Source organism: Aporhodopirellula aestuarii, from assembly GCF_023701485.1.
GTDB lineage: Bacteria > Planctomycetota > Planctomycetia > Pirellulales > Pirellulaceae > Rhodopirellula > Rhodopirellula aestuarii.
In genome coordinates this window covers 58,645-85,262 of the sequence record NZ_JAMQBK010000028.1, presented here as the reverse complement: position 1 = coordinate 85,262, position 26,618 = coordinate 58,645, and the positions used below count along the sequence as shown (strand labels likewise).

Genomic DNA, 26,618 nt, shown 5'->3' with positions numbered 1-26,618 from the left:
GAATTGTCGTTATACCGAATCACTTCTACGTACCTGCTTAACACCCACTTGCTCATCGTTCTTTCAACTCACAAGGAGAAAACGATGGCAAGGAAACAGAATAACTGCGAAGCGATATCACTGACCAAATTATTAACGCTCTGGAATCGGGCAATCTTCCCCCTTGGCGCAAGCCTTGGAACACGACGAGCGGCTCTCATCTCAACATGACTTCATGTGTGGTGTCTGCGTCTTGTCGTCCAGGAAATTGACCCAAACGATGGTGCGGACGATCCGACATGCCCATGAATTGGGTTGGCCGCTAACCAATGGAGTTGAATGCTTCCGGGCCAGTTTCTGGAGTAGTTTTCTGCACAGACCGGCGTACTCGTCGCTGCAATGTTCGTCTTGCGTTTTGCCATGATCCACTCAGTTTTCAGCAATCGGGACATCCACGCCACATCTTCTTCGTCCGCTTGCATGGAGTTCGCTTTTAGCCGGCACCCTGGTGAACCAAATGCCTTGGTCTTGACCTGAAATGGCGAGGGTGTCGAGTCGGATGCAAGACGTCCGCCGAGAATGCTGGAATCTGAGATCGGCAGTAGTTCGTTTACCATCCCCGACCTCATTGGCCGGACTATTGGGGGGGAATCGGCCCGACGCGGGATTCTGCTGGGAATTGTCGCTATCGGAGACTCCTTTTCTCCCTACAATGAACGAAATCCCTCGGAATTCGCCGAGATTTCCCCGCTGGAAACCATTGTTCGATGCAACTACCGGTCATTAATCAACCGGCAATTGATGCCGCCGAGAAGCTCGCCCCCTCCATGTCTCGCGACTATTTGTCGAATTTGACGGCTGGGGGACGCGCGCCAACGGGCCCCGTTGCCGCCCGCGCCCTGCCGATGAGCATGGCCGAAGCTCGCAAGCGGGGCTGGGACGAACTCGACGTGGTTTTCGTCACCGGCGACGCCTACATCGACCACCCCAGCTTCGCGATGGCGATCCTCGGTCGCACCCTCGAGGCCGCTGGGTACCGCGTCGGAATCATCAGCCAGCCCGATTGGCGAAACTGTGACGCCTGGAAAGAGTTCGGCAGACCGCGACTGTTCTTCGGGATCAGCGCCGGCAACATGGACTCGATGATCAATCACTACACCGCCAATAAGAAGGTACGCAATGACGACGCGTACTCGCCCGGCGGCCGCATCGGATTTAGACCTGACCGCGCGACGCTGTCGTATTGCCAACGCGCCCGCGAAGCATTCAAGGGGGTCCCTGTTATCGCGGGTGGCGTGGAAGCGTCGCTGCGCCGGCTGGCTCATTACGATTATTGGAGCGACAAAGTCAAACGCAGTATCTTGCTCGACAGCAAAGCAGATCTGCTCGCCTTTGGCATGGGCGAAAACGCGATCGTCGAAATTGCTCGACGACTCGAAGCGGGCGAGACCGTCAAAGACCTCCGCGACATGCGGGGTGCCGCCTACGCGTTGGGTGCTTCCGAATCAATACCCGAAGACGCCCTCGAACTGCCGAGTTACGAAGAGGTGTGCAGCGACAAAGTCGCGTTCGCCGAAGCGACTCGGATCATCCACAACGAAACCAATCCGCATAACGCGCGACGAGTCGTCCAACGACACGGCACGCAGGCCGTTGTTTGCAACGTCCCGCAATTGCCGATCTCCGAAGCTGCGATGGACCAAATCTACGGCTTGCCGTACACCCGGCGTCCTCACCCCAGTTACAAGGAACCGATCCCCGCCTTCGAGATGATCAAGAACTCGGTCACGATCATGCGGGGATGCTTTGGAGGCTGTACGTTCTGCAGCATCACGGCGCATCAAGGTCGCATCATCCAATCTCGCAGCAAAGAATCGGTGCTGACCGAGATCTCGAAGATGACCGAAGACAAATCGTTTAAGGGTGTGGTGAGCGACATCGGCGGCCCCACTGCCAACATGTACCAAATGCAGTGCACCAAACCCGAAGTCGAAGCGGTCTGCCGTCGTCAGTCTTGTGTCCATCCGAAGATTTGCAAATTACTCGGCGTCGATCACACACCCGTTATCGAATTGATGCGAGAAGCAAGAAGCTTGCCCGGCATCAAGAAGGTTCTCGTTGCCAGCGGGATCCGGATGGACTTGGCACGAACCTCACCGGAGTACTTGAAAGAACTCACCGCTCACCATGTTGGCGGCAAGCTCAAAGTAGCTCCCGAGCACGTTGACGCGGGCACGCTCAATAAGATGCGGAAGCCCAAGAACGACGACTTCGAACACTTCACCGAAGTCTTTAAAGAAGAATCCAAACGCGTCGGCAAGAAACAGTTCATTGTGCCGTACTTCATCGCGTCACACCCGGGTAGTGACGTCAACGCGATGATCGAACTCGCCCTGTTCTTAAAACGCAACGGCTACAAGCCAGACGCGGTGCAAGACTTCATCCCCGCGCCGCTGGATGTTGCGACGACGATGTACTACACGGAACTGGATCCGTTCACGAAAAAGCCGGTTTACATCGCCAAAGCGATGAAAGAACGCAAGATGCAACGGGCGTTGATGCAATTCTTTAAACCGGAGAACTACTTCGAAGTCCGTGAAGCACTTCGCTCGGTGGACCGAACGGATCTGATCGGCGATGGCTGTGACAGCCTCATTCCATCCAAACCACCTCGCGAGGCGATCGACAAACGCCGCAAAGACGCCAACAAACGATTCCGCGGCGACTACGTTCACACCATTCCAGGTGCGTCAGCCGACGGTGCCGCGGCAACGGATGAACTCAAGAAGGGCAGTAAAAAGCAACGCCGAGATCGCAAGAGCACCGGCTACCGCCCCAAACGACGCGGGGCGAAGTAAGCAGGTACGCACGAACCTTTGAGTGCATGTCCTCGGTGGCTTGGGCACTCACCGGCGATTGACTGGATCGAGAAACAAGATTTAACGATCCATTCATCACCTGATGCGTTAGCGAAAAAATCAGCAAATGCCTTGCAGACGCGTCGGATCAATTGATTGAGTCTCAGCCTCAACAGACGAAGTGATTCGGCTTGGTCGAGCATCCTGTACCAGAACATCGATCTTGCCTGATCGATCAGTAGAGACGGTTTGAAATCCGACGGGAGCCGATCACCGATGCTCAAGGGACAGTGCTTGCCGAGCCGCTGTTCTGGTTCACGCGGGACGGTCAGCGTGTCGCGTGTTTTGATCGCGAATGCACCTCGATCGATCAACAGCATCGTTTGCAAGAGAGCGGAATCGTCGGCCTTCAGTATGGCGAATCGGTGGCGTCAGAGGAGTAACTTGCCCGTCGCGTAGCAAACCGATAGATTCACATCCGGTAGGTTCTATTGCCGATTCTTTCGCTGGTGATGCTCATTCGAGGCTCGATGGGCCCGCCTGAAGCTTGCCCTAATGCTCAACACGTAAAAATCATCCCGTTGCGAAGCGTTCTGCGTCCCTCTTTCTAATCAGGTTCAATCGTTGTCTAAACCCTCGTCCAGCTCGCACGAAGAATCGGATCGCCACGAAACCGTGCGGACGCTATTCAATCAAGCGTTTGCGATGGAGGAGACGGAGCGGCGATGGTTTCTGCAAACATTGGAAGACCGAGACATCGCCGCCGACGTCGAGCGGTTGCTGGAATCATCAGCGTGCTGTGGAACATTCCGCGACAAGAATTCATCGTGCGATGGACGATAGTGGAGCGGAGCAGACGGGCTGTGATCTCAATGGAAGGCTTGATCTCAACGAAGGACCGCGCCGGGGATTATCAAGCCCCGGGCGGTGCGCTCAACCCGGTCGATCGAGCGGCGTCTGCTGCCAAAAAACGTCCGGACGCTCCCACGTCTCGGCTCAGGCAGCGGTCGGGCGATCAATGCGGTTTCGGCATGTGTGCTTAGTTGGTGCTTAAGCCACCATCGACAATGAAGACGGAACCGGTGATCCACTTCGCCTCGGACGATGCTAGGTGTAGTGCCATTTGAGCAACGTCTTCTGGTTCGCCGAGACGACCGAGGGCGAAGGACTGTTTAACAAACTTGTCGTAATCCGCTTTGCGTTGATCTGAGAATCCCGCAATCATGTTTCTCGTCAGCGGAGTTTTGATCGCCCCCGGTGCAATCGCATTCACTCGGACCCCGTCAGGACCGAGTTCAAGGGCGAGGGCTTTGGTGAGCGAGTTTAGGCCACCTTTGGTCATCGCATACACCGACGCGGGTCGGCCAGGGATCAATCGATGCGCCGACGTGGAGGAGATGTTGATCACGTTTCCACGCGCCGTCTTGAGATGGGATAGGAATTGCCGGATGAGTTGGTAAGGCGCGAGAAGATTGAGCGTGACCTGAGCCATCAGGTCCTCGTCGGTCACCTCAGCGATCTCTTGAAAGCGCGCCATGCCGGCGTTGTTAACCAACACATCGAGCCGGTCCCACGCTTGAGCGAATTCGGCGCCAAGGGTTTGCACCGCGGTGGAGTCGGTGAGATCCAACGCGCTGGTTCGAACCTCAACATTCGTCGCCCGTAATTGTTCCGCTGCGGAAGTGAGTTTGTCCGCATTGCGTGCGACAAGCCAAATATCCGCCCCAGCCTCGGCAAACGCGGTGGCGATCGCCAAACCGATTCCGTCGCTTCCGCCGGTGATGAGAGCCTTTTTATCTCTGAGTTGGAATCGCTTCATACTTCCCTTTCTGTCTTATCGAAATGAACAGCCGTCTAGCCGCTCCCGAGGCTGACGAGAGCGTGCCGGTTGAGGTCTCACCACGCGTCGACGTCAATCGCTCACGTCGACGCGAAATGAAAACGTCGCAACTGGTCTGGGCAACGGCGATGAATAGACGATTTCGCCCCGGCTCAGGTTCAGCATGCCGCCGACGTGATCCAATGTCGGCGAGCGAGACGAGCCGTGTTTCAGTGCGATCCCTATTGAGCGGGAAGGAATTGACGCATTTTCTGGGTTTCTTTGTCCCCAAGTACCCCATCTGCGACAGTAAGGGTGCTCAACAAACTGTGATTTTACGTTTCTGGGCTCCTGCGACGTAATTGATAAGGCTCGTACCGCATTCGAAATTTTGGCACGTGAGAACCACGGATGCTAAACGTGTACATTCGAAGCCTCATGCGTGACGAAGCCGCGGCAGAGGATTTATTCCATGAGGCATGGGTGGTGGCGTGGCGGCGGTCGGCGTAACGCGGAACCGCCGCAGGTACAAACTCCTCCGCCCCCTGAAGATCAAGCCAACCAAAATGGCGGGCCGCGCGGACCACAACCCGGAGACGGACCGCGTCAGTCCTGGATTTTGGCAACAAATCGTGACGCGAGCTTCAGAGAAGCGCAGGATTCTTCGGGTTGCCAAAAACCGATACCTGACGCCAAAGCGGAATTTCAAAACTCGTGTTTTAGGTCAATACATTAGCAGCGTGTGGTGGCCGGGGCCAACAACCGTCGGCAGATGTGCAAGCTTTGTCTTTTCATGAACTAGGCCGCGTCCCTCTCACGTGAGAGGGCTCACGCGAGACGGGCGACGCGGTGGATGCGTGGTTACTCTTTTGAGTTACCAAGTTGGACGAGCACATTGCTCGATTCGGGAAGGATATCGATCGCCGCCCCCGCTTCGAGCAGCTTGTTGATCTCCATCACTTCGAGCACGGTGTCGAGAACTTCGGAATCCTGCTTTCCGATCTCGTTGAGTTTTTGACCGACGATTTCGGGACGGGCCGCAGCGGCTTCCGCCATCTTCTGACTGACCTTATACGCCGTTTCACTCTTGATCAAACCGACCCGGTTTTCACCGTCTTGCTTCATCGCGCTGGTGACCTGGACGAGGCGTTTGACGACCTTTTCGGTAATGTTGTGGACCATCTGCATGTCGGTGAATTCAACCTTACGAATGTAAACCGATCCGAGTCGGTAACCCCATTTTTCAGATAGCGGCGAGACCGCTTGCCGCACCGTTCGGCTGAGACTGTGGCGGTCTTCGAGCATCGTTTCCATTTCCAGATTGCTCAGTGTCGAGATGGTCGAACTCGTCACGTTCGCCTGCAGCGATCCGTCCGGGTTGGCGTTGATAAACAGATACGCAACCGGATCAGCGACCTGCATCTCGTACCAAATACCGACGCCCATCGGAGTGCCCTCTTCCGAGTTCACCATTTGGCTGCGCAGGTAGTGTTGGCGTAGCGCCGTGCTGACGACGTACCGTTTTCCAAAAAACGGGATCAACATCGCGCGGAGTCCAAAGTGGGAAATCGGGAAATGCAACCCGGACCGATTGAGCGTCCCGATAACCTTGCCAAAAAGCGTGAAGACCTGTGACTCACACTCTTGGACGCAGGTGTAGATCCCGAACGCGCGAGCGATGGACAGGATAATAGGGATTGTTGAGAAGCCGACAATGAATAGGAAGATCTGCATCGTAAAAGCCTTATTGAATGATTGGAAGTTACTTGGATTGCGAATTGTTGAGGACAATACGTGAGGCGAGCCCGTAAAGCGGGACCCTCGCGTTTCGCAAATAGGCTTTCAGACAGGCCGATCCGCCTTCCTTCTTGATCACCGCCAACGTGCCGGCGAGCTCTTGCAACGGAGCGACTTCGGCTTGAGCGTTGTTGGTCGCAATCTCAACGGCACGGGCGCTCATCGTGATTTGCTGTTCGGCATCGGCGCGAGCGGTGCTGATGTCAGCAGCGACTTGGTTGCGGGTGCTATTGATCGCTGACAACGCCCGATCGACTTCCGGTGGCGGGTCGATTTCGGTGATTAACGCCGCATCGAGTTCGATCCCGTAACGGGCCGTCGTCGAGCGACACTGCTCTTCCATGTATTGATTGAGCAGCGGCAGGTTCTTACGAAGGTCATTGATCGAAACGCCTTCGGAGAGTTCGACGGCGCTGCCGCGTGGTTCTCCCGCCGGCGTGTCGACGACCTCTTCGTTGCTGAGCAAACTCGCACCTTTGGGGTCGGTAAAATTGGCGATCCGTTCGCGAAGTACCGAGACGAAGTAACCCATCACGTGTTCGAGTGGACTCTTCACACCGAACAGGAACGGATACAGATTGCTTTCGCTAACGCGGTACCGAATTTGGCCGTTGACGCCGGTGGTAAGATTGTCTTTTGTGACCGCTTCGATCGTATCTTGTCGCTTGGAAGGGTCCCACGACAGATCAACGGCATGGGTGGCGACGCTGACGCGGTGCACGGTTTCCCAAGGCAGTTTGAAATAGGGGCCACCGGGACCGATGACTCGCACCTGCGGATAGGCGTAGCGTTGGCGTTCTTCTTCACTGAGGCTGGGATCGATCGGCGGGGCGATGTCGGGAGATTCTGCAATCATCGGCATGATTTCAGCGGCCCCAAATCGGGTTTTCACAGCTCTTTGGTCGGGTGAAACGGTATAGAGACATCCCGGCAGGGTCCGAAAAGCGGCATAGGCCGCAAGCCCCAGGAAAAACCACAAAAGACTCATGTTGTACTCACTGGTATCTCGAAAGCGAAACCGCCCCTTTTTCCGGGGCATTGAACACAGATTGTAACGTCCTACCGTGGATGAAGTACGGGTGCGGCAGACAAGCCAATCGCGACAAAACGGTCTCGCGGACACGGCTATACATCGCGGTGCGACTGAGTATTTTGAAGGGGCATTCTTCAACGCCCCCAATCGACCGGTTTTCGCTTGTCTAATCCGTCCTGCCCTCGAATCTCACGACGCCTGAGAATCGCGCTGAGCCTGTTGGTTCTGGCCCATTTGACCGCTGTCGTCGCGCCCCCGCTGGCATTTCAAAGCCGAGGCCCCCGCGGACTTTCGCCCTCGGTTTCCTTGATGTTGAGCCCGCTGGCAGCCTACGGGCAGTTCCTCTACCTCGACCGCGGGTATGCGTTTTTTGCTCCGGATCCAGGCCCGAGTCATTTGATGCGAGTCGAAATGTCGCGGCCGGCGACGGGCGATGAAGGTGAGCAATCGCCCGGTTTGGCAGAACCGAATACCGAGACGCGTCTGTACCCCGATCTCAACGACCAGTGGCCACGACTGCGATATCACCGCCATTTCATGTTGGCGGAATTTTTACATGATTCTTATCAACCCAAACTGCCCGCCGAAGCGGCGAGTTTGGTCGGCTCGGATTTGGCGATTGAGGAGTTGCAAGCGTGGAGGCTCGGGCGCAAGCGATATGAGATGATCAGGGATTCGATGAGCAATCATCTGCAGTCAAAATTTGGCGATCGTGAAATCAAAATCGACCGGCTCGAACACCTGATCCCCGACTTCGTCGCCTACGCACAATCGCCGACTCCGCTCAACGATCCACCGACATACATTTTGCTCGAAGACATCCCGATCAGCTTGGACACGCTGCTCGGCGCGTTGCCGCAAAGCCTCCCCGAACCCGAGCCCAACCCCGAGCCCGTTCCTAAACCACGAGAAACCGTTCCCGCACCGTCGGGCATACCAATTCCCGAAGACCGCCCCCGCAGGACGGTACCCGACGGAGCGAATTCGCCCACCACGAACCCCACACGCGAACCGGACGTGAGTGCGTTCGATCGCCCCGTCTCCGCTGGAGACGTCTCGCAATGATCGCCATGCTCTCAACCGCAGTCCTGGGTGGACGTCTGAAAAAATCCGCTGGCGAGTTCCTCGATGCCTGGGATGATTTTTGGTTTGCTGCGCGTCACATCGAAACACTCGCGGTGCTGCGGATCATTACAGGGGCGATGTTGCTTTACTCGCACGTGGTGCTCGCAACGGACCTTGATTCGTTTATCGGCGTCGACGCTTGGATCAACAACGACACCTCGCGCGCGTTGCACGACGGCACACTCGGCGAACCGACCGCAGCATGGTCTTATCTATGGGACATCAACAGTCCCGCGTTGATCGGCGTGCATCACTTCATCACGATCTTGGTAGCAGCCGCGTTCATGGTCGGTTTCCTGACCCGGATTACCGGACCGTTGGCGTGGTGGTTCCAACTGATGGTGATCCATCGTCTGCTGGGCAGTCTTTTTGGTCTCGATCAAATCCTCACCTACTGCGTGATGTATCTGGCGTTCACACCTTGTGGTGCGGTGTTCTCGGTTGACGCCTGGTTACGTCGCCGGCTGTTTGGAAACGCTGAATCGATTTCCCAAAAATGGAACTGGCTACTACCCGATGATCTCCCGAGCGTCTCCGCGAACGTGGCCACGCGTCTGCTGCAACTTCATCTTTGCGTGATCTACCTGTTCGGCGGATTGGCCAAGGCCCGGGGGCAATTGTGGTGGGACGGTACTGCGATGTGGTTTGCGGTCGGCAACTATGAATACCAATCACTCGATGTCACGTTTTTAGCAGCTTACCCTCGATTTTTCACCGCGCTGACGCACCTCACGCTTTTCTGGGAAGTGTTTTATTGTGCCCTGATTTGGCCGCGTTGGACCCGCCCGCTCACTCTCGCCACCGCCGTTGCCGTTCATGGCGGAATCGCGTTGGGGCTGGGAATGGCCACGTTCGGGTTGATGATGATTGCGGCAAACGGAATCTTTATCAGTCCACTCATGATCCGGCGTTGGCGTGGGATCGAAGTCCCCGAACCTGTCGATGCGGCCCGACTTGAACCCGCCGCCGCAACCAGCAAAACGATACCATCGACCAAAGCGGGCACGGCAGCAATCGACGCTGATCTCGCCAAGCGAATCGCCGAACTCGAGAAGGGCGAAGAGGCGTTTCGAAAACGCTACGTCAAACTCAAACGACGCGAAGCGAAGGTCGAAGAACGCAATGAACGGATCAAAGCGACGAAGGCAAAAATCCGCGCCAAACTAGAAGATGGCACCCTCGTTCGTGGCGACAAACTCCTCGACCAGTCAGGGATCGGTTTATCGGGAATCGGGTTGGACGATGGGCAAGAGGAGTCGTCCGATCATGCCGACGACAGCTTGTCAGGTTACGATCTACTCAACCCTAACGGGGACGAGGATTCTTGAGCAACCGACAGACGCTCGCTCGTCAGCGTGGTACATTACACGCCGGTGTCTGTATCAAGGACGACCATCCCGCGGAATCCTGACATCCTTATGTTGACGAAAAATTTCAATTGGCAAGAGATAACCAACAAACTATCTCACTCGGTTTTTTTAATCCGAGAAGACGGTTCGTTTCTTTATGCGAACGATTACGCGTGTGAGCATCTGAAGTATTCCCGCGAGGAACTGTTGTCGATGAAGGTGTTCGACATCACGACGCGATATCAAAAGCTGTCGTGGACCGAGACGTGGGCGAATTTTCGGAAGAACAAAATCGCTCGCCATGAGTCGACCCATCGCGACCGCGACGGTAACGAACATCCGGTGCTTGTCAGCGTGAACTACAACGACGACTCCGGTGAACAACCGTTTCTGATTGTTCACACGAATGACATCTCGGAAAGCCAGCGTGACCGGCAACAACTCCTGATGGCCATCAAATCGGCTCAGGTCGGTTTCTGGGACATGTGTTTAAAATCCGGCATTGTTTACATCTCGCCGGAACTACACCGTCAACTCGGCCAAGACGTCGACACGCCTTGGAACGTTGAGTCATGGAAGGGACTACTCCATCCCGATGACCGCGACAGAGCGATCGCCTGCTTTGATGATTTCAGGTCGGGAAAAATGGAGGAATACCAGAACATCTACCGACTGCGTCACACCGATGGCGACTACCGATGGTTCGAATCGAGAGGCCAATTCCTCTACGATTCGACAGGCAACCCGATCCGTTTGGTGGGTACCCAAATCGATATCACCGAACAAAAACGCATCGAACAAGAAGTTCGCAAAATGCTGCGTCGCAGTGAAGCGGTTTCAAAATCACTCGCACGAAGCAATCACGATCTGGAACAGTTCGCTTATGTCGCCTCGCACGACTTGCGTGCGCCGCTTCGTGGTCTGATCCACCTAACGAACTGGGTGCGAGAGGACGCCGCAGATGCCGACGTCGAACTGCCCGCCAACGTGCTCTCCCATCTCGAAAAGATGCAAGGCCAAGTCGAGCGGATGGACGCGTTACTTAGCGGACTGCTCGAGTATTCGCGGGTCGGCAACCGAAACCACATGCAGCGGAGCATCAATCTCCAAGCGGTGCTCAATGACGCGGTCGAACTTTCGGATGTTCCTGAGAACTTCAAGGTGATCTTGCCGAAAGAGGATGCCACTTGGACGACCGTCCGCGAACCTCTGCAACGTATTTTTCAAAACTTGATCGACAACGCCGTCAAGCACCACGATCGTGAATCCGGCACGATCACGATTACGTACGAGGAGAACGAAAACGATTTCTTGTTCTCGGTGAGCGACGATGGGCCGGGCATCGAGGAAAAATACCACGCGAAGGTTTTTGAAATTTTCCAAAAGCTGCATCAGAGCAGTGGGGACGACGGAGCGGGCCTGGGACTGACGATTGTGCAAAAACTCGTCCAAACCATGGGCGGGAATATCTCGATTCACAACGTCGAGCCGCGAGGCACGGAATTTCGATTCACCTGGCCGAAAGAAATCAGCTCCGAGGAACTGGCCTGATCCCCTGCTGGCCCAATTCCCTCCCGGCCCAGTGCCCCGCCGGTCTGGCGATTTCCCCAAAATCCGAAATTTATCGCCCCCTTCGAGACACGAAACATGAGTCCGGGATCAAGCTCCGTCCCTCGCTCTCGCGTCGGGATACTGGATCAACCTGCCCGCCCGCTTCTGGACAGCGTGTGAGCGGACGGTCCGGTGCGGGGGCGGAACAGTGGAATCTCACTTCCAGTTCCGCTACCCCAAAACGCGTCGAGAGGTCACAATTGTCGATCTGTTAATTTCGATTCATCCGCTCTCGAGGCATATTCTCGCCGTGAACGCATCCTCTCGCCCCGACGATCCCAAACACGCCGCCAATTCGCCAGGCGGTGAAGATCCCAACCCTAAATCAGAGACCGCGCATCGGCATTTCATCCGGCAAGCCATTGACGCCGATTTGGCATCGGGACGCTTCGACTCGGTTCGCACCCGTTTTCCGCCCGAGCCGAACGGGTATTTACACATCGGCCACGCCAAAAGCATTTGCCTGAATTTTGGACTGGCCCAAGAATTCGGTGGCACCTGCAATCTGCGGTTCGACGACACCAATCCGACCAAAGAAGACACCGAGTACGTTGACTCGATTCAAGAGGATGTCCGGTGGCTGGGGTTCGAGTGGAACAATCTGCACTTCGCGAGCGATTATTTCGAGCAACTATACCAATGGGCGGAGAAACTGGTCCTCGACGGCCACGCCTATGTTTGTGATTTGACGGCAGAGCAAACCCGCGAATACCGCGGTACGCTGACCGAGCCAGGACGCGAGAGTCCCGGACGAAGCAACTCGGCCGAAAAGAACCTCGACCTGCTGCGGCGGATGAAGGCCGGTGAATTTCCTGATGGCGCGATGACGCTGCGGGCCAAAATCGACATGGCCTCTCCCAACATCAATATGCGTGATCCGGTGATGTACCGCATCGCGCATGTGCCTCACCATCGCACCGGCGACAAGTGGTGCATCTACCCGATGTACGACTGGGCGCACGGACAGAGCGATTCGCTCGAGAAGATCACGTTTTCAATTTGCACACTCGAGTTTGAACACCACCGTCCCCTTTATGATTGGTACTGCGATAAGCTCGAGATCCACCATCCCCGCCAAATCGAATTCGCACGGTTGAACATCACCTATACCGTGATGAGCAAACGCAAGTTGCTGCAACTCGTTCAAGAGAAGCACGTTTCGGGATGGGACGATCCACGGATGCCGACGATCGTTGGGCTGCGTCGTCGTGGCTACACCCCCGAATCGATCCGGGCGTTCTGCGCCGATATCGGTGTCGCTAAATTCAACAGCACCATCGATGTCGTGCGTTTAGAAAACGCCGTCCGCGAACACCTCAACGAAGTCGCGCCGCGGCGGATGGCCGTACTCGATCCCGTCAAACTGACGATCACCAACTGGGACGAACATGACTCGCCCGTCGAGATGATGTCGGCCGTCAACAACCCGGGCGACGAGTCCGCAGGCAGTCGCGACATTCCGTTTTCGGGTAGCTTGTGGATCGAGCGAGAAGATTTCCAAGAGGTCGCGCCGAGCAAGTTCTTCCGCTTGAAGAAAGGCGGCGCGGTACGGTTGCGGGCCGGATACATCGTTGATTGCCATGACGTTGTCAAAGACGACGATGGCAACATCACCGAAATCCTGTGCACGTATGATCCCCAAACCAAGAGTGGTGAAGACACCTCGGGACGAAAAGTCAAAGGCACGATTCACTGGGTCAGCTGCGAACACGCGACGAAGGTTACCGTTCGCAACTACGACCGGTTGTTTGCCGTCGAGAATCCAGACAGCGTCGCCGATGGCAAATCGTTCTTAGACCACCTCAACCCCGATTCGTTGTCAACGACAACCGCATACGTTGAACCGGAACTGTGCAACGCCACAGTGGGTGACCGCGTGCAGTTTGAACGCCTCGGTTACTACGTCGTCGACCCGGACAGCAATCAAGGCGAGATGGTGTTCAACCGAATCGTCGGACTGCGTGACACGTGGGCCAAAATCGCCAACAAGGGCGACAAAAAAGGTGGCAACGCAAAAGGCAAACCCAAAGGCGGAAAAAAATCGTAGACGGTTTTAGTTTCGCGATTTAGCTGATTGGTTGCAGGACACTCGCCCACCCTTCGTGGGCGTCGGACCGGACCATCTGACCCCGGCTTGGATCGAAGTGCGACGGCGTTTTCGTATCGATGAGACTAACACGACACCGCTCTGATTTGCCTCGGAAGCCGCGCCGGACTCTACTATCGACGCGATGATCGCCAAACGTACACGCTGACATCTGTTGGCTCGCGCCAGAGCCACAGCGATCTATTTTTTACAACGACTATTATCTCCACCGACCTATGCCCCCATCCAAACCGAACTTCTCGCTCCCTGTCGTTGCGGCGGAGGATTACCGACATGCCGTGCCGGGAGAAATGTGGGAACTGCGTCCTGTTTCGATCGCCGGGCCGATTGAATTCCGCTCTTCACCGAGAAACGATTCGCCCGAGGCGATCACTCGATTGGCAGAAATTTCGCTGCAGACGCCTGTCGACTTCCCGTCGATTAGCGACGCCATTCTCGCCGGTGACCACATCGCGTTTGCGGTGGACCCTAATGTCCCGCGACTCGCCGAAATCCTCGAAGGGGCCATCAAAGTCGCCCGCGACTGCGAGGCCGGGAGGGTCAGTATCGTGTTGTGGCCCGAGGCATCCGACGCATGCTGCCAATCGTTGACCCAGAGATTTCAAAACGTGGAAGGAGACGGGTCGGAACCAGGTGTGGTCATGGAAGTCACGCAGAGCGGTGAGATGCCGATTACGGTAAGCCGTCATGCCGCCCGCGACCGACGTGTGATGCGGTACGTCGCCGCCGATGCGGATGCCGAAGCGGTCTACCTCGCGCGGGACTTGGTCGATGCGGATTTTACCATCCCCATCGTCGCCGCGCGTGCGGTGGACGCCGTCGAGCGTCTCGACAAAACCGGCGTTTTTCCGATGTTCGCTGATTCATCGACGGTGCATCGATTTCAAAACACGACCAGCCGCAAAACCTCCGAGGGAACCGCCAATGAGATCGGTTGGCTACTCGGCGTTCAGTTGTTGATGATGGTGTCTGCCGACGCGGCTGGCAGCGTCGCACGCATCCTCACGGGTACACCGGATGCCATCCGAGGCGAACTCGATACCCTGCATACCGAAGAAGAAAGTGACACCAACGTCAGCGAGACTCGCCCACGCTCGGAACTCGTCATTGCAGCACTCGACGGGGACGCCAATGTCCAAACGTGGTCCAACGTCGCCCGTGCCGCCATCGCTGCGAGCCAGCACATCGAAGGCGATGGGACGATCGTGATCTGGTCCCGCCTCACTGAACGGCCCGGTTCAGATTGGATGCGAGAACTCTCGCATGGTGCCGATCGCGTGACCACGGTTGATGACGACGATGACAGCGCCGACAAACTCTCCACCGCCCTCGCCGATCAATACAAAGACGACTTCAGCGACGAAGCGGACCAGACCGAAGATGGAGATCATGAAGACGATCCCGACACGGCGATGACGGAAGACAAACCGGCACCGGTCGGCGACTACGCTGACTGGAGCATGGATCGTGTCCTCGCCAAAAAACTGTCCGGGCTGCTCGAGAGCTATCGCGTTCTCCTGCACAGCGAACTGGCAGACTCCGATGTCGAAGCACTCGGGATGGGAGTGATCGCATCCGTTGAAGAACTTCGCCGACTCGGCGCGGGCTTCCAAGGTGCCGGGGTGCTACGTGCAGCCCAATTCCATGACGGTTGCGTCTCCCGTTTCGATATCCCCACCGAGTGATTCTCATGGCGTCGCCCACGTCCCAGCCGATAGAAAACGCGTTTTCGTTTTGCCCGCGATGCGGGGCTTCGAACCCCGATCCTGGCTCGATCCCCTTTCACTGCACGAATTGTGAATTCGCGTTTTACTTCGGCCCCGTCGCAGCCGTGGGGGCACTAGTGCTGGACGATCAAGATCGCTTGCTCGTCGTCCGGCGGGCACGCGATCCGGGAAAGAATCAATGGGGACTTCCCGGTGGATTCGTCGACCGTGGAGAGACCATCGAGGAAGCATTGTCACGTGAGGTACTCGAAGAAACTCAGCTTACGCTTAGCCAGCGTGAACTCATGATGACCGGCCCGAATCGGTACACCCATCATGGTGTGACGTCCGACGTGATCGATCTGTTTTATGTTTGTCGTGTCGAGTCGGCCGAAAATATTCAACTCGCGTCGAGTGAATTGTGCGAGTATCGGTGGTGCATTCCCGACGCAGATATTCTCGGCAACATGGCGTTCGAATCGAACCGAATTGCGATCGAAAGATGGTTAGCAGACCGGAATCAAGGCGACTGAAAATGAACCAGCGGGGCGCCGGGGCATTGCACTTTTTAGATCTGCGTTGTCCGACAAAGTGGTAACGCACGTGTCAGCGACATGTTCACACGGTTCCTTGATCATGTCCTTGGAAGCTGCAACGCTCACACGTCGATTTATCCAGCCAACCTCAAACCGAATACTGAGCTACCCTAGCCGTCACCCACGTCGAATGAAAACAACTAAACTGAAACGGGACCAACGCGGCCGGATTCATTCGACCATTTCATCCACTTCACACCTACAGGTTTCCGAGTGAGATCACCGTCATCGAACCGATCGACTTCGCGACGCGGTCAGGATCGCATTTCGATGACCCCGATGATCGATATCGTTTTCTTGTTGATCATCTTCTTTCTCGTTTCCAGCCATCTCTCCCGCCAAGAAAATCGGCATCCCGTCACGCTCGCACAAGCGGAATCAGGAACGCTGTCTGATCCCGACCAGGCGCCGCTCACATTGACGCTCGATCGCGGACAGCATCTCTATTTTGCCGGAGAAGTGATTTCGATGGACGAGGTCCCACGGCGGGTTGGTTCGTGGCTGAAACGGCAGCAAGGGACGACACCTACCCGCGACGCCAAAGTACGTCTGCGGATCGACCAATCCGTCCCCTATGGGCAATTGGAACCCGTACTCAAGGAACTCGCCCGATTGCAAATCCGGGACGTCGCGATTGTCGTCAACCCACGCACCGCTAACTCGGCATCCAACCGCTCGGATACGCCATGAGCACGGATACGCCATGAAAGCGCCACCGCGGAGCGATGTCGGACACGACGATTTGGCCATGACCTCGATGATCGATGTTGTGTTTTTGTTGCTCGTGTTTTTTGTGTGGACGAGCAGCTTCGACAAACCAGAATCAGATCTCGCCAGCCGCATTGCGATGCCGGCAAAAGCAGTTGAGCAGATGGAGTCGCCCAATGATGGCTCGAAATCGGCCCCGACTGATACCGAAATCACCGAAGAACGTCGCGAAGAACTGGTGATCCAAATTCTCTCCGGAGATCGCGGGCCGACCTACCAGATCGGCGCCATCCCGATCACTTCTCTTGCCGATGTACGCTCTCGACTCGCAGCGATGGCCGCGTTACGCAAAGACGCGATTGTGATCATTGATCCCGACGATGCCGTTGCGGTCGCCGATTGCATTGATGTTTTTGACGCAGCACGGCGTCGCGGTTTTGCCAACGTTCTGTTTGCCGTCGAGTCGCCGTAAGAAAGCAAACACAGACAAACGCCGTGAAGGCGAACTCGGCTATGAGCCTGCTTCAGGAAACACCACTTTGAACATCAGATACGCCATTGCCAGCGTCAGTGCCAAGTTCAGCGATTGGCCACAAACGTAAAGCAGCAATGGCTTGCCACCGCGGAGGTTCTCTTTGATCACCGCATAATTGGTTTCCAAACCGATACTCACGAACGCGAGACAGAACAACCAGCCTCGCAATTCCTTGGTGACACCAATCGAAGCCGACGTCCACAACGCTCCATCACTCACGAAACCGGCGATCAGCGAGAACACGATCGATGCGGCAATGAAGCCCAAGATGAACTTGGGAAAGCGCAGCCAAATTTCAGACCAACCGACACGGGCCTTCGCCGCCGGATCGCGATCCATGTACGTCGTCCAAAACACCGCGATGCCGAACGCCACGACACCGATAAGAATGTTCTGAATCATCTTGATCGTGGCGGCGACCTCGAGCGCGCGATCGCCGAGGAACTCACCCGCTGCGGCGACCGCCCCCGTCGAATCGATGGTACCTCCCATCCATGCCCCGCCGAGCACTTCGTCCATTCCGACAAACCGGATCACCGCGGGCATGACAACCATCATGATGACGGTGAAGGACAGCGACATGCCGATCGCCAGCGACAGCTCTTCCTTCTTGGCACGACACGCAGCGGCCGATGCGATCGCCGCGGAAACCCCACAGACAGACATGTCCGCTGAAATCACCATGTTCAAAGTCGGCGACTTGATCTTGAGCACCTTCTGCCCGAACCAGAACGTCGTGACCAGAACAATTGGGGTGACGACCCAAGCAACGAAGATGCCTGGTAGCCCGAGTGCCAGCAGCCGACTCATCAGAATCTCGCTGCCGAGCAGCACCAGACCGGTCTTGATAAAGAACTCAGTCCGCACGGCTCCGCGAATCCACTTTGGCAGGCCGATCGTGTTACTGATGACCAATCCGACGACGAGTGCCCACAAGGCATATTCGAGGTTGTACGCACTCACCACGGCCTGCCCGGCCATCACGTACGCGAGCAAACCAAGTCCAAAGATGGCGGGGAACCCGATCAGGAATTCACGCCCCCGACCGCCGGTGAGAAACAGCGTGGCGGTAAACAGCACGCCGATAATCAGCCCGGCGCCGATCGTTCCACTCAGACGCGAAAGTTCGGGCTTGAAAATGGGTGCCGAATCACCCGATTTGTCTTCGGTGCGAAAGGCGTCGATCGGGTTGGAATACCATCGCTTGGGCTTACCGACCCACGGCGCCAGCAGACTCTCGGCTTCCGTTTTTGGCGCGGCCGCAACGTCGGCTTCGCTTTGCGAAACGACTGCCAGGGCGGGCATCTCGAATCGCACACACGCCAAAGAGACCAACAAAATAGCCCACCCGATCACGATGGCGAGCAGGTCTTCGGTCCAAAAAGAAACCCGCTCTGGAGCAGCGGGTTGGATTGTCAACGAGTCGTCGGCGTGTTCACTCATTTGTCATCGCGGGAGCATCATGCATGGGATTAGCTAGGCAAACGGGCCGGCAAGAACTCATCAATTGAATTCACCGACCCTGAATGGAATGCGTCGCGATGGAATCCGAGCCAACATGCCCACGCCGCGGCGCGAATTCAACTTAGACGCGGCGGCGTTCTTTGAGGCGAACAGCCTTACCCACGCGGTCACGCAAGAAGTAAAGCTTGGCACGGCGGGTAACACCGCTGCGTTTGACTTCGATCTTGTCGATGCGTGGGCTATGCAGTGGGAACTTGCGCTCAACACCTTCACCGGCAACGATGCGACGGACCATGAACATTTCTTGCGATCCCTTGCCCGAACGGCCGATCACAACGCCGCTGAACACTTGGATGCGTTCTTTGGAACCTTCGAGAATTTTGGTGTGCACGTCGACGGTGTCACCAATGTCGAATTTCGGGGTTTCTTCTTTTTGATTGGCCTTGTTGACCATTTCCATGATGGCATTGTTCATGACGTTCACTCGCTATCGTATCGGGGGGGTGTATGGAGTTTGAGGGTTCGTTCAGCTCAAGGCTGTTAGTGTTGGGCAAAGCTGTACCGGTACAGGCTCAAGGCTGCACTAGGACAGGCTCAAGGCTGTGTAGCACAGGCTCAAGGCTGTGGCGGCTCGTCGAGCAGGTCGCTGCGGCGTGCCTTGGTTCGTATCTGTGTTTGCTCAGCTCGCCACGCGGCGATGGCCGCGTGATCTCCACTGAGCAAGACCTCGGGAACGAAGTGACCTTCGAATTCACGAGGACGTGTGTACTGCGGAAATTCTAACAACCGATTTCCACGGCTGAACGAATCATCCTGATGGCTACTTTCATCACCGAGGACACCGGGAATCAACCGAACCACGGCATCGATGATGGTCATTGCGGCGACCTCGCCCCCATTGAGAACAAAGTCGCCAACGCTAATTTCTTCCGGCTCCAAGATATCATGGACCCGTTGGTCAAAACCTTCGTATCGACCACAGAGCAACATGATCCGCCCGCTGGTCGCAATGTCTTCTGCGAGTCGCTGGTCGAATCGTTTGCCTTGTGGCGTGAGCAGAATCTTCCGCACCGGGGGTTGCTCACCCTCGCTGAGAATCTCCGACTCGATTTCGCGAACACAACTCACCGTTGGTTCGACTTGGATCAACATCCCCGGTCCACCCCCGAACGGCCGATCATCGACTTTGCGGTGTGGCACGTTGTCGGCCCAATTTCGCAAGTCATGACGTTTGATATCAACCAGCCCGCGGACGATCGCCTTGTGCAATAAACTTTGCGTCAGGTAACCGTCGAAAATTGCGGGGAACAGGGTAACAACGTCAATCCTCACGGGGCATGGGCTCGGCGAGTGGTGGGGGCCGAAATCTTAGCGACTCCGGCTACGGATATCATTCGGAAGCGGTTTCTTCGGCGGCTGGTGCTTCCGCAGGAGCTTCTTCGGCAGGTGCAGCTTCCGCCTTGGGCTCTTCGGCCTTCGGCTGTGGTGCGGCGGTCACGGGACCCGGTGTGTAGTCCTTGCGATGTCCGAGACGCTCAAGAGCTTCACGCTGCGCGTCGAGGTGGGTGCCGGAAGAGCCGTACTTCTTGATCAGGGTGGCGCACTTCTCGGTCGGTTGAGCTCCGACGCTGAGCCAGTAATCGATGCGATCGCCTTTGAGTTGGGCGCGGGCATCGGTTTCGGGGCACATCGGATCATAAAAGCCGAGTTCTTCGATCACGCGACCGTCACGTGGCTTGCGTTGATCGGTTGCACATACACGAAAGAAAGGACGGTGGGTGCGTCCCATTTTCTTCATGCGAATTTTGACTGCCATCTCGGTGGGGTCTCCAAAAAAATTAGCGTTAAATTGGTTCGGTTGGTTGATTAAAAACGTCATCGTGAGAGTGGGGTCGGCGTCGGTCTTTTGGCGACGCCTGTCCCTCGCTCAAGAAGCGGGATCGGGAGCGACTCAGACGAGAGCGATTCTCGTCGAGTGAGTCGCACAGGAGGTGATCATACTCAGTTGCCTTTTCGTCTCATCTTGCGTTTGAGTTTCTCACGCTCCTTGCGTTGCTTGGCCCGTTCGGCGGGCGACAATCGCTTGCCAGTCGATTGTTTGATTTTCGCCCCGCCCATACTCGGATCGGTCAGGGCACCACTGGATTGCAACTGACGCAGCATCGCCATGCGATCGCCGCCGCCTTTGCCGGCCATCATTTGCATCAGTGGTTTCATCGTGTCGAACTGCTTGATCAACTGGGTGATCGAGGACGACGAGACGCCCGCACCGGCCGCAATTCGCGTACGCCGAGGGGCATCGATGATTTTGGGATTTTTGCGTTCGGCAGGAGTCATCGAGTTGATCGCCCCGATGATTTGCTTCATCTGGCCGCCCGCTTCGGCGCTCTCCATCGCAGATTTAAACTGGCCCATGCCAGGCATCAGACTCATCATCCGCCCCATCAGGCCGGGCTGAGCGATCTTCTGCATCATGTTTTTGAAATCGTCGAGCGAAAATTGGCCGCTCGCCATTTTCTCTTCGAGTGTTTCCCGCTCACTCTCGTCAACGATCCGGTGAGCCTCGCGAGCAGCAGCGACGATGTCGCCCATCTGCAAAATACGGCTCGCCATGCCTTCGGGCCGGAAAGGCTCAAGGGCGTCGAAACGTTCGCCGGTACCGATGAACTTGATCGGGACGCCAGTGACCTGTTTGACCGACAACAACGCACCGCCGCGGGCGTCGCCATCGAGCTTGGTCATAATCACGCCGTCGAGCTCGAGGGCGTCGTTAAACGCGCCGGCGCTATTGACGGCGTCTTGACCGGTCATCCCGTCGACGACGAGGTACACCTGATCAGGACCGACTTTGCGGTCAATCTTTTTGAGTTGATCCATCAACTCGGCGTCAATCGCGAGGCGACCGGCCGTGTCGAGGATGACGACGCGATTGCCGTCGCGTTTTGCCCGTGCGACGCCGTTTTGACAGACTTTAACGGGATCTTGGTGGTCGGTTTCGGTGTGAACGGGCACACCGAGCTGTTCGCCGATCACCTTGAGTTGTTCGATAGCCGCGGGACGCTGGAGGTCAGCGGCCACCAGCAATGGCTCAATATTTTGCTCGCGGAGCATTTGGGTCAGCTTGCCGCAAGTCGTCGTTTTCCCGCTACCTTGCAGGCCGCACAGCATCAACACCGTCGGGCGATCGGCGTGCAAATGCAGCGACGGGTCGACGGGGCCGAGCGTCTCGATCAATTCTTCGTGGACGATCCGGACGAGCTCTTCCTGAGGCCGGAGGCTCAGCAAAACTCGCTTTCCGAGGGCTTTTTCGCTGACATGCGTCATGAACTCCTTCACGACGCTGTAGCTGACGTCGGATTCCAACAGCGATTCTTCGACGATCTTGAGACCGTCGCGCATATTGCTCTCAGTCAGTTTGCCTTTGCCAGACAAACTTTTAAAAGCAGATTGCAGTCCTTCGGAGAGGGAATCGAACACGGGCGGCGTGTAAATAGACGACAGGAGACAGCGGAAAGCCCGACAGTTTACGCATCGCTGTGCAGTTTTGTAAATGGAGAGCGTCCGGCCCGGCCCTGAAAACTTTTCCCGAGAGGGTGGGATTGGAGGAATGAGGTTCCGGCGGGTGACCGGGAACACCTTGTGAGCCGCTCCCGCGGCTTGAAGCCCCCACATCGAGACGGCCTCCTCGCAACGCCCCGCCCCCCACATGCGGAACAGCGAATATCCCTGCCTGGCGGAATTCGGGAGGCGATCGCGATTCCAAAAGCCCTTCAAACGTTGGGAAATCGGCCCTGGGACCAAACGTGTCCGGGCACCTGCGATCTTAATTCCTGTCGAGCAGACGGCACCCCAAAACCAACGCGGTGACGTCCGCCATCAAAACTCCCCCCTTCGCAAATTCACGGAAGAGAAAACGCCATGGCAAAGTTTTACGTTCAATGTGGTAGCCGCAACGTCATCGTCGAAGCCATCGATAGCGAGGCCGCAGCCATGCACCTGATCGACTCGGCAATGCAATCGCACGTTTGGATCTACGATGACGCTGATTTGAGCGATGGCGACCGGCACGCCCATCTGGCCATCGAAGCCCTACTCACCCTGGCACCGGAAGTCCGGATCAGCGAACGGGGAATGGACCGCAACGACGCGATCGCGTTGGGCACCCCCGAAGTCTTGCTGAAGTGGCACCAAACCATGGTGGCGTTGAGCCGACTGTTCCGCTCGGCCGGGCTCACCCCCAAATCGCTCACCCAAATGAACTCCGCCAACAACGGCCCCAACAGTGCCCTGTCGGCGTGAGCAGAAACGTTTAACCGGAGCCGGCGACGTACCGCCGGAGTTGCCGCGGTGTATGGCGATTTGTACTGAGGCGAAAGTCGACCGTTTCGCCGCACGCGGATCAGCCGCTCCTCAAGACTTCACCGACAGCCCGTACCCCCCGAGCTGTTGGGTGCGTAAGCAACAGGCGCCGCGTGATCCTACGTTCAAGCGTCGGCGCAAGACTTGATCGTCAGACCTCCGATCGCGATTCACTTAAAAGATCACCCGACAAGGGTCTAATTGTTGCTGAAATGCAACTTCAGCGACCGTTCTCTGCCGAGTGGGTTCTTGAGATACCGTGCGTAACACTCGGGGCAGAGATCAAAACTAGGCGGAATCGGTTCCGCGTTCTCGTTGAGCATCCCGCCCGGACTCGAAGGGGCAAAGGCGGAATCGAGGTGATCAATATCGTCACCACGTGATAACGCCTCGTGCAGATAATCGAGCGGTTCGTCGGCTTTTTCGCAAATCGCAGCGGCCATTGATTCCTGCTCGAGCATTTCATTCAGGTCTGACAAATAGTCGACCACTTCTTCTTCAACATCGAAATCGGGTTCGACGGCGACAACTTCCACATCGATGTGGACGATATAACGCGGCCCTTCGTCGGTATCGATCGAACGATGGCAACGATCGCATGTGTAATGAATCATTTGAGCAGTGCTCTCATCAATACAGAAGGAAGAAAAGTAGACGGCAAAACCTCACGCGTCAGCTCCATCGTAATTCTCTCTCGCTGCTCCTCGCAAGTGTTTTTCCGGGTTCTTCGGCCTCCAGTGACAATTTTTTACGATCTTTTACAACGAGGTATCTGCGTCATTTCGCAACAGGCAATGCCGTCCAAACTCGGCCAATGGTTAGTCTTCTACCGCAGTGATGGTTAGACTGGAGCATCCCGCTCCCACCCCCCTCCCTCCATGCCAGCCGAGCTGCCGATCCATGCCGATGTATTTACTACGTCCACGAGACCTCTTCATCACCCTCAGTATTTGCTTATTCGTTTTCAGTTCGAATTCCCTCGACGCCGGTGGTCTCGGCGTCACACCGCCGGAGCAATTCAAGGTGCCCGGCGGCTTCGCGGTCGAACTGGTTCACCAGGTGGACAGCAAGACTGAAGGATCGTGGGTCAGCCTGACCGTTGACCCCAAAGGTCGCCTGATCGCCTGCGATCAATTGGGCGGCTTGTTCCGAATCGACGTCTCAAAACCGAATGCGACGGTAGAGAAACTCAACATCGACTTTGTCGGTGCACAAGGTTTGCTGTGCGCCTTCGGCTCGCTATACGCAAACGTCAACTCACGCCAGCAACCTTCTGGGTTGTGGCGTTTGACCGACACCGATGGCGACGATCAATACGACACGAAAGAACACATCGTGCCACTCAACGGCGGCTCCGAACACGGTCCGCACGCATTGATTCTGACTCCTGATGGTAAACGCATCATCATGGTTGCAGGCAACAACACGACACTACCCGAAACGATCCAACACAGCCGCGTCCCTCGCAACTGGAACGAAGATCACCTGCTCGGCCGGATGCCCGATGCTCGTGGACACAACGCGAACCGTATGGCACCAGGCGGTTTCATCATGTCACTCGATCCCGACGGGAGTAATCGAGAGTTGATCGCAACCGGATTCCGCAATCCCTACGACATCGCCCTCAACCACGACGGTGAACTCTTTACGTACGATGCTGACATGGAATGGGACGTCGGCACGCCATGGTATCGGCCCACACGCGTCAACCATGTGATCAGCGGTGGCGAGTTCGGATGGCGCAACGGCACCGGCAAATGGCCAGCCTATTATCCCGATTCCTTCGGCGCCGCCGTCGACATCGGCCCCGGCTCACCCACGGGTATCTGCTTCGGTTACGACTCCGACTTTCCCGCAAAATATCGCGACGCGTTATTCATCGCCGACTGGAGCTACGGCATCATCCACGCCGTTTCACTCAGCGAAGACGGTGCGTCTTATTCCGGCACCTACGAAACGTTTGCGACCGCAGCGCCGTTACCGGTAACGGACATGGTGATTCACAACGGTGCGATGTACCTCACGATTGGCGGCCGCGAAACACAGAGCGGTCTGTATCGGATTCACTACACCGGCGAAGGCGTTTCCGATGAAACGCCCGATGCAGCAAACATGGAACAAAACCTTGATGCGGCTACCTTGCGAGTGCTGCGCGGCCAACTGGAATCGCTCCACGTCGCTGATGCGGAACTGCCGAGCAGTGTCGACGAAGCCGTCTCGATGGCGATCGAGTATCTCGATCACGACGACCGTGCGATTCGCTACGCCGCTCGCGTCGCGCTCGAGCATCGCGATGCGGAACATTGGAAAGCAAACGTGCTCGACGCCGAGTCACCACGCACTCGCACACTCGGGGTGATCGCGTTGGCCCGCTGTGGCGTTGCCGCAGATCAATCCGCCGCGATGGAAAGTTTGCTGGAACTCCCCTTCAACACGCTGAGCACTGAAAATCGAATCGCGTATTTGCGTGCCGCCGGCTTAGTCGCCATGCGGTTGGGCGAACTCGATGAGCAACAGCGGACCGCATTGATTGAGAAACTCGACGGCTCATTTCCCTCCGGAATCGATTCGGTCGACCGAGAACTCGCGATGATGCTCGTTTACCTCCGCGCTCCCGACGCGACGAATGCGGTGCTTTCAAAGCTGCTCGATTCCCCCAGCCAAGAGAGCCAGATCCACTACGCGATGACATTGCGTGGGGTCGCCGACGCCATGAACGATGCCCAACGCAAAGAACTACTCGGCTGGTTCCACGAAATGGCAACGGCTCGCGGAGGCATGTCGTTTGGTGGATTTTTGGAGAATATTAAGAGAGTTTTCGTCGATGGTATGTCTGAATCCGAGCAAGAACGACTCGCTTCGGCGATTAATCCACCGACACCGATTGAAGACGCCATCACGTCTGAAGCCCGCCCGTTAGTGAAACAATGGACCGTCGGGGAACTCGAATCTCTCGTTAGCGATTCGCCTCGACCGGCGGATTTCGAAAACGGCAAGGAAATGTTTGCCGTCGCTCAGTGCTACAAATGCCACCGGATGGGTTTACAAGGTGGTATCCTAGGTCCGGACCTGACGAGTGCGGGCGGCAAGTTCAACGTACACGACCTGTTGGTTTCAATCATCGAGCCGAGCAAGGTGATCAGCGATCAATACGGCGCGACTCAGTTCCTCACCGAGGACGGGGAAGCGATCACGGGCCGCGTGATCAACATGCGACGCAATGAGCTACTCGTACTGACCAACATGCTCGATCCGTCCAGTTTGACGGTAGTGGATCGTGACAGCATCGAAGAAACATTCGAAGCAAAAATCAGCATGATGCCGACCGGATTGCTCGACACCCTCACCTCGGAAGAAATTGTCGACTTGATCGCCTATCTGCGGTCGGGCGGAAACCCAGATCACCGAATTTACACGGAATCGATCTCAACGAAGTAAGACGAAACGAGAGGCTCGCCGAGGCAGACGACTCTGCTAACAGCAGCCTTGGATTCCTCCAATGCGTCATGACGTTTTTTGGTCAGACGCTTTGGAACGTTCACGTACGTCATCGCTTGGTTGCAGATCAGGAA

The 26,618-nt window shown here is 56.5% G+C and carries 24 protein-coding genes; 13 read left to right on the top strand and 11 right to left on the bottom strand.

The window, feature by feature from the left end:
• Nucleotides 1-104 precede the first annotated feature (104 nt).
• The gene (locus tag NB063_RS32585; RefSeq protein WP_407652596.1) at nucleotides 105-251 is read left to right on the top strand and encodes an ArdC-like ssDNA-binding domain-containing protein; all 147 of its coding nucleotides are present in this window, start codon (nucleotides 105-107) and stop codon (nucleotides 249-251) included.
• Here the strand turns inward: NB063_RS32585 and NB063_RS32580 are convergent.
• Nucleotides 202-408 carry a DUF6398 domain-containing protein gene (locus NB063_RS32580; RefSeq protein WP_407652592.1) on the bottom strand — a complete coding sequence of 69 codons (207 nt, stop codon included), beginning with the start codon at nucleotides 406-408 and terminating at the stop codon, nucleotides 202-204. The genes NB063_RS32585 and NB063_RS32580 overlap by 50 nt on opposite strands.
• A 338-nt stretch (nucleotides 409-746) precedes the next feature.
• Here NB063_RS32580 and NB063_RS10560 point away from each other — a divergent pair, with 338 nt between their 5' ends.
• Nucleotides 747-2,837, top strand: coding sequence for a YgiQ family radical SAM protein (locus NB063_RS10560; protein WP_250928695.1), 2,091 nt, complete (start codon nucleotides 747-749; stop codon nucleotides 2,835-2,837).
• Here the strand turns inward: NB063_RS10560 and NB063_RS10555 are convergent.
• On the bottom strand, nucleotides 2,807-3,217 hold the full coding sequence (locus NB063_RS10555; protein WP_250928694.1) for a hypothetical protein: 411 nt from the start codon (nucleotides 3,215-3,217) through the stop codon (nucleotides 2,807-2,809). The genes NB063_RS10560 and NB063_RS10555 overlap by 31 nt on opposite strands.
• A 244-nt stretch (nucleotides 3,218-3,461) precedes the next feature.
• On the opposite strand from NB063_RS10555, the gene NB063_RS10550 reads away from it, so the two are divergent.
• On the top strand, nucleotides 3,462-3,680 hold the full coding sequence (locus tag NB063_RS10550; RefSeq protein WP_250928693.1) for a hypothetical protein: 219 nt from the start codon (nucleotides 3,462-3,464) through the stop codon (nucleotides 3,678-3,680).
• 196 nt (nucleotides 3,681-3,876) lie between these two features.
• Here the strand turns inward: NB063_RS10550 and NB063_RS10545 are convergent, their stop codons facing one another.
• From NB063_RS10545 to NB063_RS10535, 3 genes are all read right to left on the bottom strand, one after another.
• Nucleotides 3,877-4,656: an SDR family NAD(P)-dependent oxidoreductase gene (locus NB063_RS10545; RefSeq protein WP_250928692.1), complete on the bottom strand. Its 780-nt coding sequence runs from the start codon at nucleotides 4,654-4,656 to the stop codon at nucleotides 3,877-3,879.
• 861 nt (nucleotides 4,657-5,517) lie between these two features.
• On the bottom strand, nucleotides 5,518-6,390 hold the full coding sequence (locus NB063_RS10540) for an SPFH domain-containing protein (protein WP_250928691.1): 873 nt from the start codon (nucleotides 6,388-6,390) through the stop codon (nucleotides 5,518-5,520).
• A 28-nt stretch (nucleotides 6,391-6,418) separates the two neighbouring features.
• Nucleotides 6,419-7,441, bottom strand: a complete 1,023-nt coding sequence (locus NB063_RS10535; RefSeq protein WP_261367308.1) for an SPFH domain-containing protein — start codon at nucleotides 7,439-7,441, stop codon at nucleotides 6,419-6,421.
• Nucleotides 7,442-7,795: 354 nt separating this feature from the next.
• Between NB063_RS10535 and NB063_RS10530 the strand changes: the two genes are divergently transcribed.
• The 8 genes from NB063_RS10530 to NB063_RS10495 all read left to right on the top strand — a co-directional run bounded on the left by NB063_RS10530 (nucleotide 7,796) and on the right by NB063_RS10495 (nucleotide 17,160).
• Complete coding sequence (locus tag NB063_RS10530; RefSeq protein WP_250928689.1) at nucleotides 7,796-8,551, top strand: hypothetical protein; 756 nt, start codon at nucleotides 7,796-7,798, stop codon at nucleotides 8,549-8,551.
• A 5-nt stretch (nucleotides 8,552-8,556) separates the two neighbouring features.
• Nucleotides 8,557-9,939 (top strand): hypothetical protein, encoded by a 1,383-nt coding sequence (locus NB063_RS10525; RefSeq protein ID WP_407652595.1) that lies wholly within the window; start codon nucleotides 8,557-8,559, stop codon nucleotides 9,937-9,939.
• Between the two features lie 90 nt (nucleotides 9,940-10,029).
• Nucleotides 10,030-11,511: a PAS domain-containing sensor histidine kinase gene (locus tag NB063_RS10520; protein WP_250928687.1), complete on the top strand. Its 1,482-nt coding sequence runs from the start codon at nucleotides 10,030-10,032 to the stop codon at nucleotides 11,509-11,511.
• Between the two features lie 310 nt (nucleotides 11,512-11,821).
• Entirely contained in the window at nucleotides 11,822-13,618 is a 1,797-nt protein-coding gene (locus tag NB063_RS10515) for a glutamine--tRNA ligase/YqeY domain fusion protein (RefSeq protein WP_250928686.1), read from the top strand.
• Between the two features lie 275 nt (nucleotides 13,619-13,893).
• Complete coding sequence (locus NB063_RS10510; protein ID WP_250928685.1) at nucleotides 13,894-15,363, top strand: transcriptional regulator; 1,470 nt, start codon at nucleotides 13,894-13,896, stop codon at nucleotides 15,361-15,363.
• A gap of 5 nt (nucleotides 15,364-15,368) precedes the next feature.
• On the top strand, nucleotides 15,369-15,917 hold the full coding sequence (locus NB063_RS10505; RefSeq protein WP_250928684.1) for an NUDIX hydrolase: 549 nt from the start codon (nucleotides 15,369-15,371) through the stop codon (nucleotides 15,915-15,917).
• A gap of 276 nt (nucleotides 15,918-16,193) precedes the next feature.
• Nucleotides 16,194-16,670 (top strand): ExbD/TolR family protein, encoded by a 477-nt coding sequence (locus NB063_RS10500; RefSeq protein WP_322975109.1) that lies wholly within the window; start codon nucleotides 16,194-16,196, stop codon nucleotides 16,668-16,670.
• Between the two features lie 13 nt (nucleotides 16,671-16,683).
• Nucleotides 16,684-17,160, top strand: coding sequence for a biopolymer transporter ExbD (locus tag NB063_RS10495; protein WP_250928682.1), 477 nt, complete (start codon nucleotides 16,684-16,686; stop codon nucleotides 17,158-17,160).
• Between the two features lie 39 nt (nucleotides 17,161-17,199).
• Here the strand turns inward: NB063_RS10495 and NB063_RS10490 are convergent, their stop codons facing one another.
• The 5 genes from NB063_RS10490 to ffh all read right to left on the bottom strand — a co-directional run bounded on the left by NB063_RS10490 (nucleotide 17,200) and on the right by ffh (nucleotide 22,164).
• Nucleotides 17,200-18,666 (bottom strand): YeiH family protein, encoded by a 1,467-nt coding sequence (locus NB063_RS10490; RefSeq protein ID WP_250928681.1) that lies wholly within the window; start codon nucleotides 18,664-18,666, stop codon nucleotides 17,200-17,202.
• Between the two features lie 142 nt (nucleotides 18,667-18,808).
• On the bottom strand, nucleotides 18,809-19,162 hold the full coding sequence (rplS, locus tag NB063_RS10485; protein WP_407652590.1) for a 50S ribosomal protein L19: 354 nt from the start codon (nucleotides 19,160-19,162) through the stop codon (nucleotides 18,809-18,811).
• 140 nt (nucleotides 19,163-19,302) lie between these two features.
• Complete coding sequence (gene trmD, locus NB063_RS10480) at nucleotides 19,303-20,019, bottom strand: tRNA (guanosine(37)-N1)-methyltransferase TrmD (protein ID WP_250928680.1); 717 nt, start codon at nucleotides 20,017-20,019, stop codon at nucleotides 19,303-19,305.
• Nucleotides 20,020-20,077: 58 nt separating this feature from the next.
• On the bottom strand, nucleotides 20,078-20,485 hold the full coding sequence (gene rpsP / locus NB063_RS10475) for a 30S ribosomal protein S16 (RefSeq protein ID WP_322975110.1): 408 nt from the start codon (nucleotides 20,483-20,485) through the stop codon (nucleotides 20,078-20,080).
• Between the two features lie 203 nt (nucleotides 20,486-20,688).
• Nucleotides 20,689-22,164 (bottom strand): signal recognition particle protein, encoded by a 1,476-nt coding sequence (gene ffh / locus NB063_RS10470; protein ID WP_250928678.1) that lies wholly within the window; start codon nucleotides 22,162-22,164, stop codon nucleotides 20,689-20,691.
• A gap of 441 nt (nucleotides 22,165-22,605) precedes the next feature.
• On the opposite strand from ffh, the gene NB063_RS10465 reads away from it, so the two are divergent.
• The gene (locus tag NB063_RS10465) at nucleotides 22,606-22,986 is read left to right on the top strand and encodes a hypothetical protein (protein WP_250928677.1); all 381 of its coding nucleotides are present in this window, start codon (nucleotides 22,606-22,608) and stop codon (nucleotides 22,984-22,986) included.
• Nucleotides 22,987-23,243: 257 nt separating this feature from the next.
• On the opposite strand, the gene NB063_RS10460 is transcribed toward NB063_RS10465, so the two are convergent.
• Entirely contained in the window at nucleotides 23,244-23,660 is a 417-nt protein-coding gene (locus NB063_RS10460) for a hypothetical protein (RefSeq protein ID WP_250928676.1), read from the bottom strand.
• A 286-nt stretch (nucleotides 23,661-23,946) separates the two neighbouring features.
• On the opposite strand from NB063_RS10460, the gene NB063_RS10455 reads away from it, so the two are divergent.
• Nucleotides 23,947-26,484: a c-type cytochrome gene (locus NB063_RS10455; RefSeq protein ID WP_250928675.1), complete on the top strand. Its 2,538-nt coding sequence runs from the start codon at nucleotides 23,947-23,949 to the stop codon at nucleotides 26,482-26,484.
• Nucleotides 26,485-26,618: the final 134 nt, after the last annotated feature.

Coding starts and splice junctions, on each gene's coding strand:
- NB063_RS10455 (WP_250928675.1), top strand. CDS start 23,947: ATGCCGATGTATTTACTACGTCCACGAGACCTCTTCATCACCCTCAGT.
- rpsP (WP_322975110.1), bottom strand. CDS start 20,485: ATGAAGAAAATGGGACGCACCCACCGTCCTTTCTTTCGTGTATGTGCA.
- NB063_RS10495 (WP_250928682.1), top strand. CDS start 16,684: ATGAAAGCGCCACCGCGGAGCGATGTCGGACACGACGATTTGGCCATG.
- NB063_RS10555 (WP_250928694.1), bottom strand. CDS start 3,217: ATGCTGTTGATCGATCGAGGTGCATTCGCGATCAAAACACGCGACACG.
- NB063_RS10560 (WP_250928695.1), top strand. CDS start 747: ATGCAACTACCGGTCATTAATCAACCGGCAATTGATGCCGCCGAGAAG.
- rplS (WP_407652590.1), bottom strand. CDS start 19,162: ATGAACAATGCCATCATGGAAATGGTCAACAAGGCCAATCAAAAAGAA.
- NB063_RS10525 (WP_407652595.1), top strand. CDS start 8,557: ATGCTCTCAACCGCAGTCCTGGGTGGACGTCTGAAAAAATCCGCTGGC.
- NB063_RS10465 (WP_250928677.1), top strand. CDS start 22,606: ATGGCAAAGTTTTACGTTCAATGTGGTAGCCGCAACGTCATCGTCGAA.
- NB063_RS10540 (WP_250928691.1), bottom strand. CDS start 6,390: ATGCAGATCTTCCTATTCATTGTCGGCTTCTCAACAATCCCTATTATC.
- NB063_RS10520 (WP_250928687.1), top strand. CDS start 10,030: ATGTTGACGAAAAATTTCAATTGGCAAGAGATAACCAACAAACTATCT.
- NB063_RS10530 (WP_250928689.1), top strand. CDS start 7,796: ATGTTGAGCCCGCTGGCAGCCTACGGGCAGTTCCTCTACCTCGACCGC.
- NB063_RS10535 (WP_261367308.1), bottom strand. CDS start 7,441: ATGAGTCTTTTGTGGTTTTTCCTGGGGCTTGCGGCCTATGCCGCTTTT.
- NB063_RS10545 (WP_250928692.1), bottom strand. CDS start 4,656: ATGAAGCGATTCCAACTCAGAGATAAAAAGGCTCTCATCACCGGCGGA.
- NB063_RS10510 (WP_250928685.1), top strand. CDS start 13,894: ATGCCCCCATCCAAACCGAACTTCTCGCTCCCTGTCGTTGCGGCGGAG.
- NB063_RS10460 (WP_250928676.1), bottom strand. CDS start 23,660: ATGATTCATTACACATGCGATCGTTGCCATCGTTCGATCGATACCGAC.
- NB063_RS10505 (WP_250928684.1), top strand. CDS start 15,369: ATGGCGTCGCCCACGTCCCAGCCGATAGAAAACGCGTTTTCGTTTTGC.
- NB063_RS10490 (WP_250928681.1), bottom strand. CDS start 18,666: ATGAGTGAACACGCCGACGACTCGTTGACAATCCAACCCGCTGCTCCA.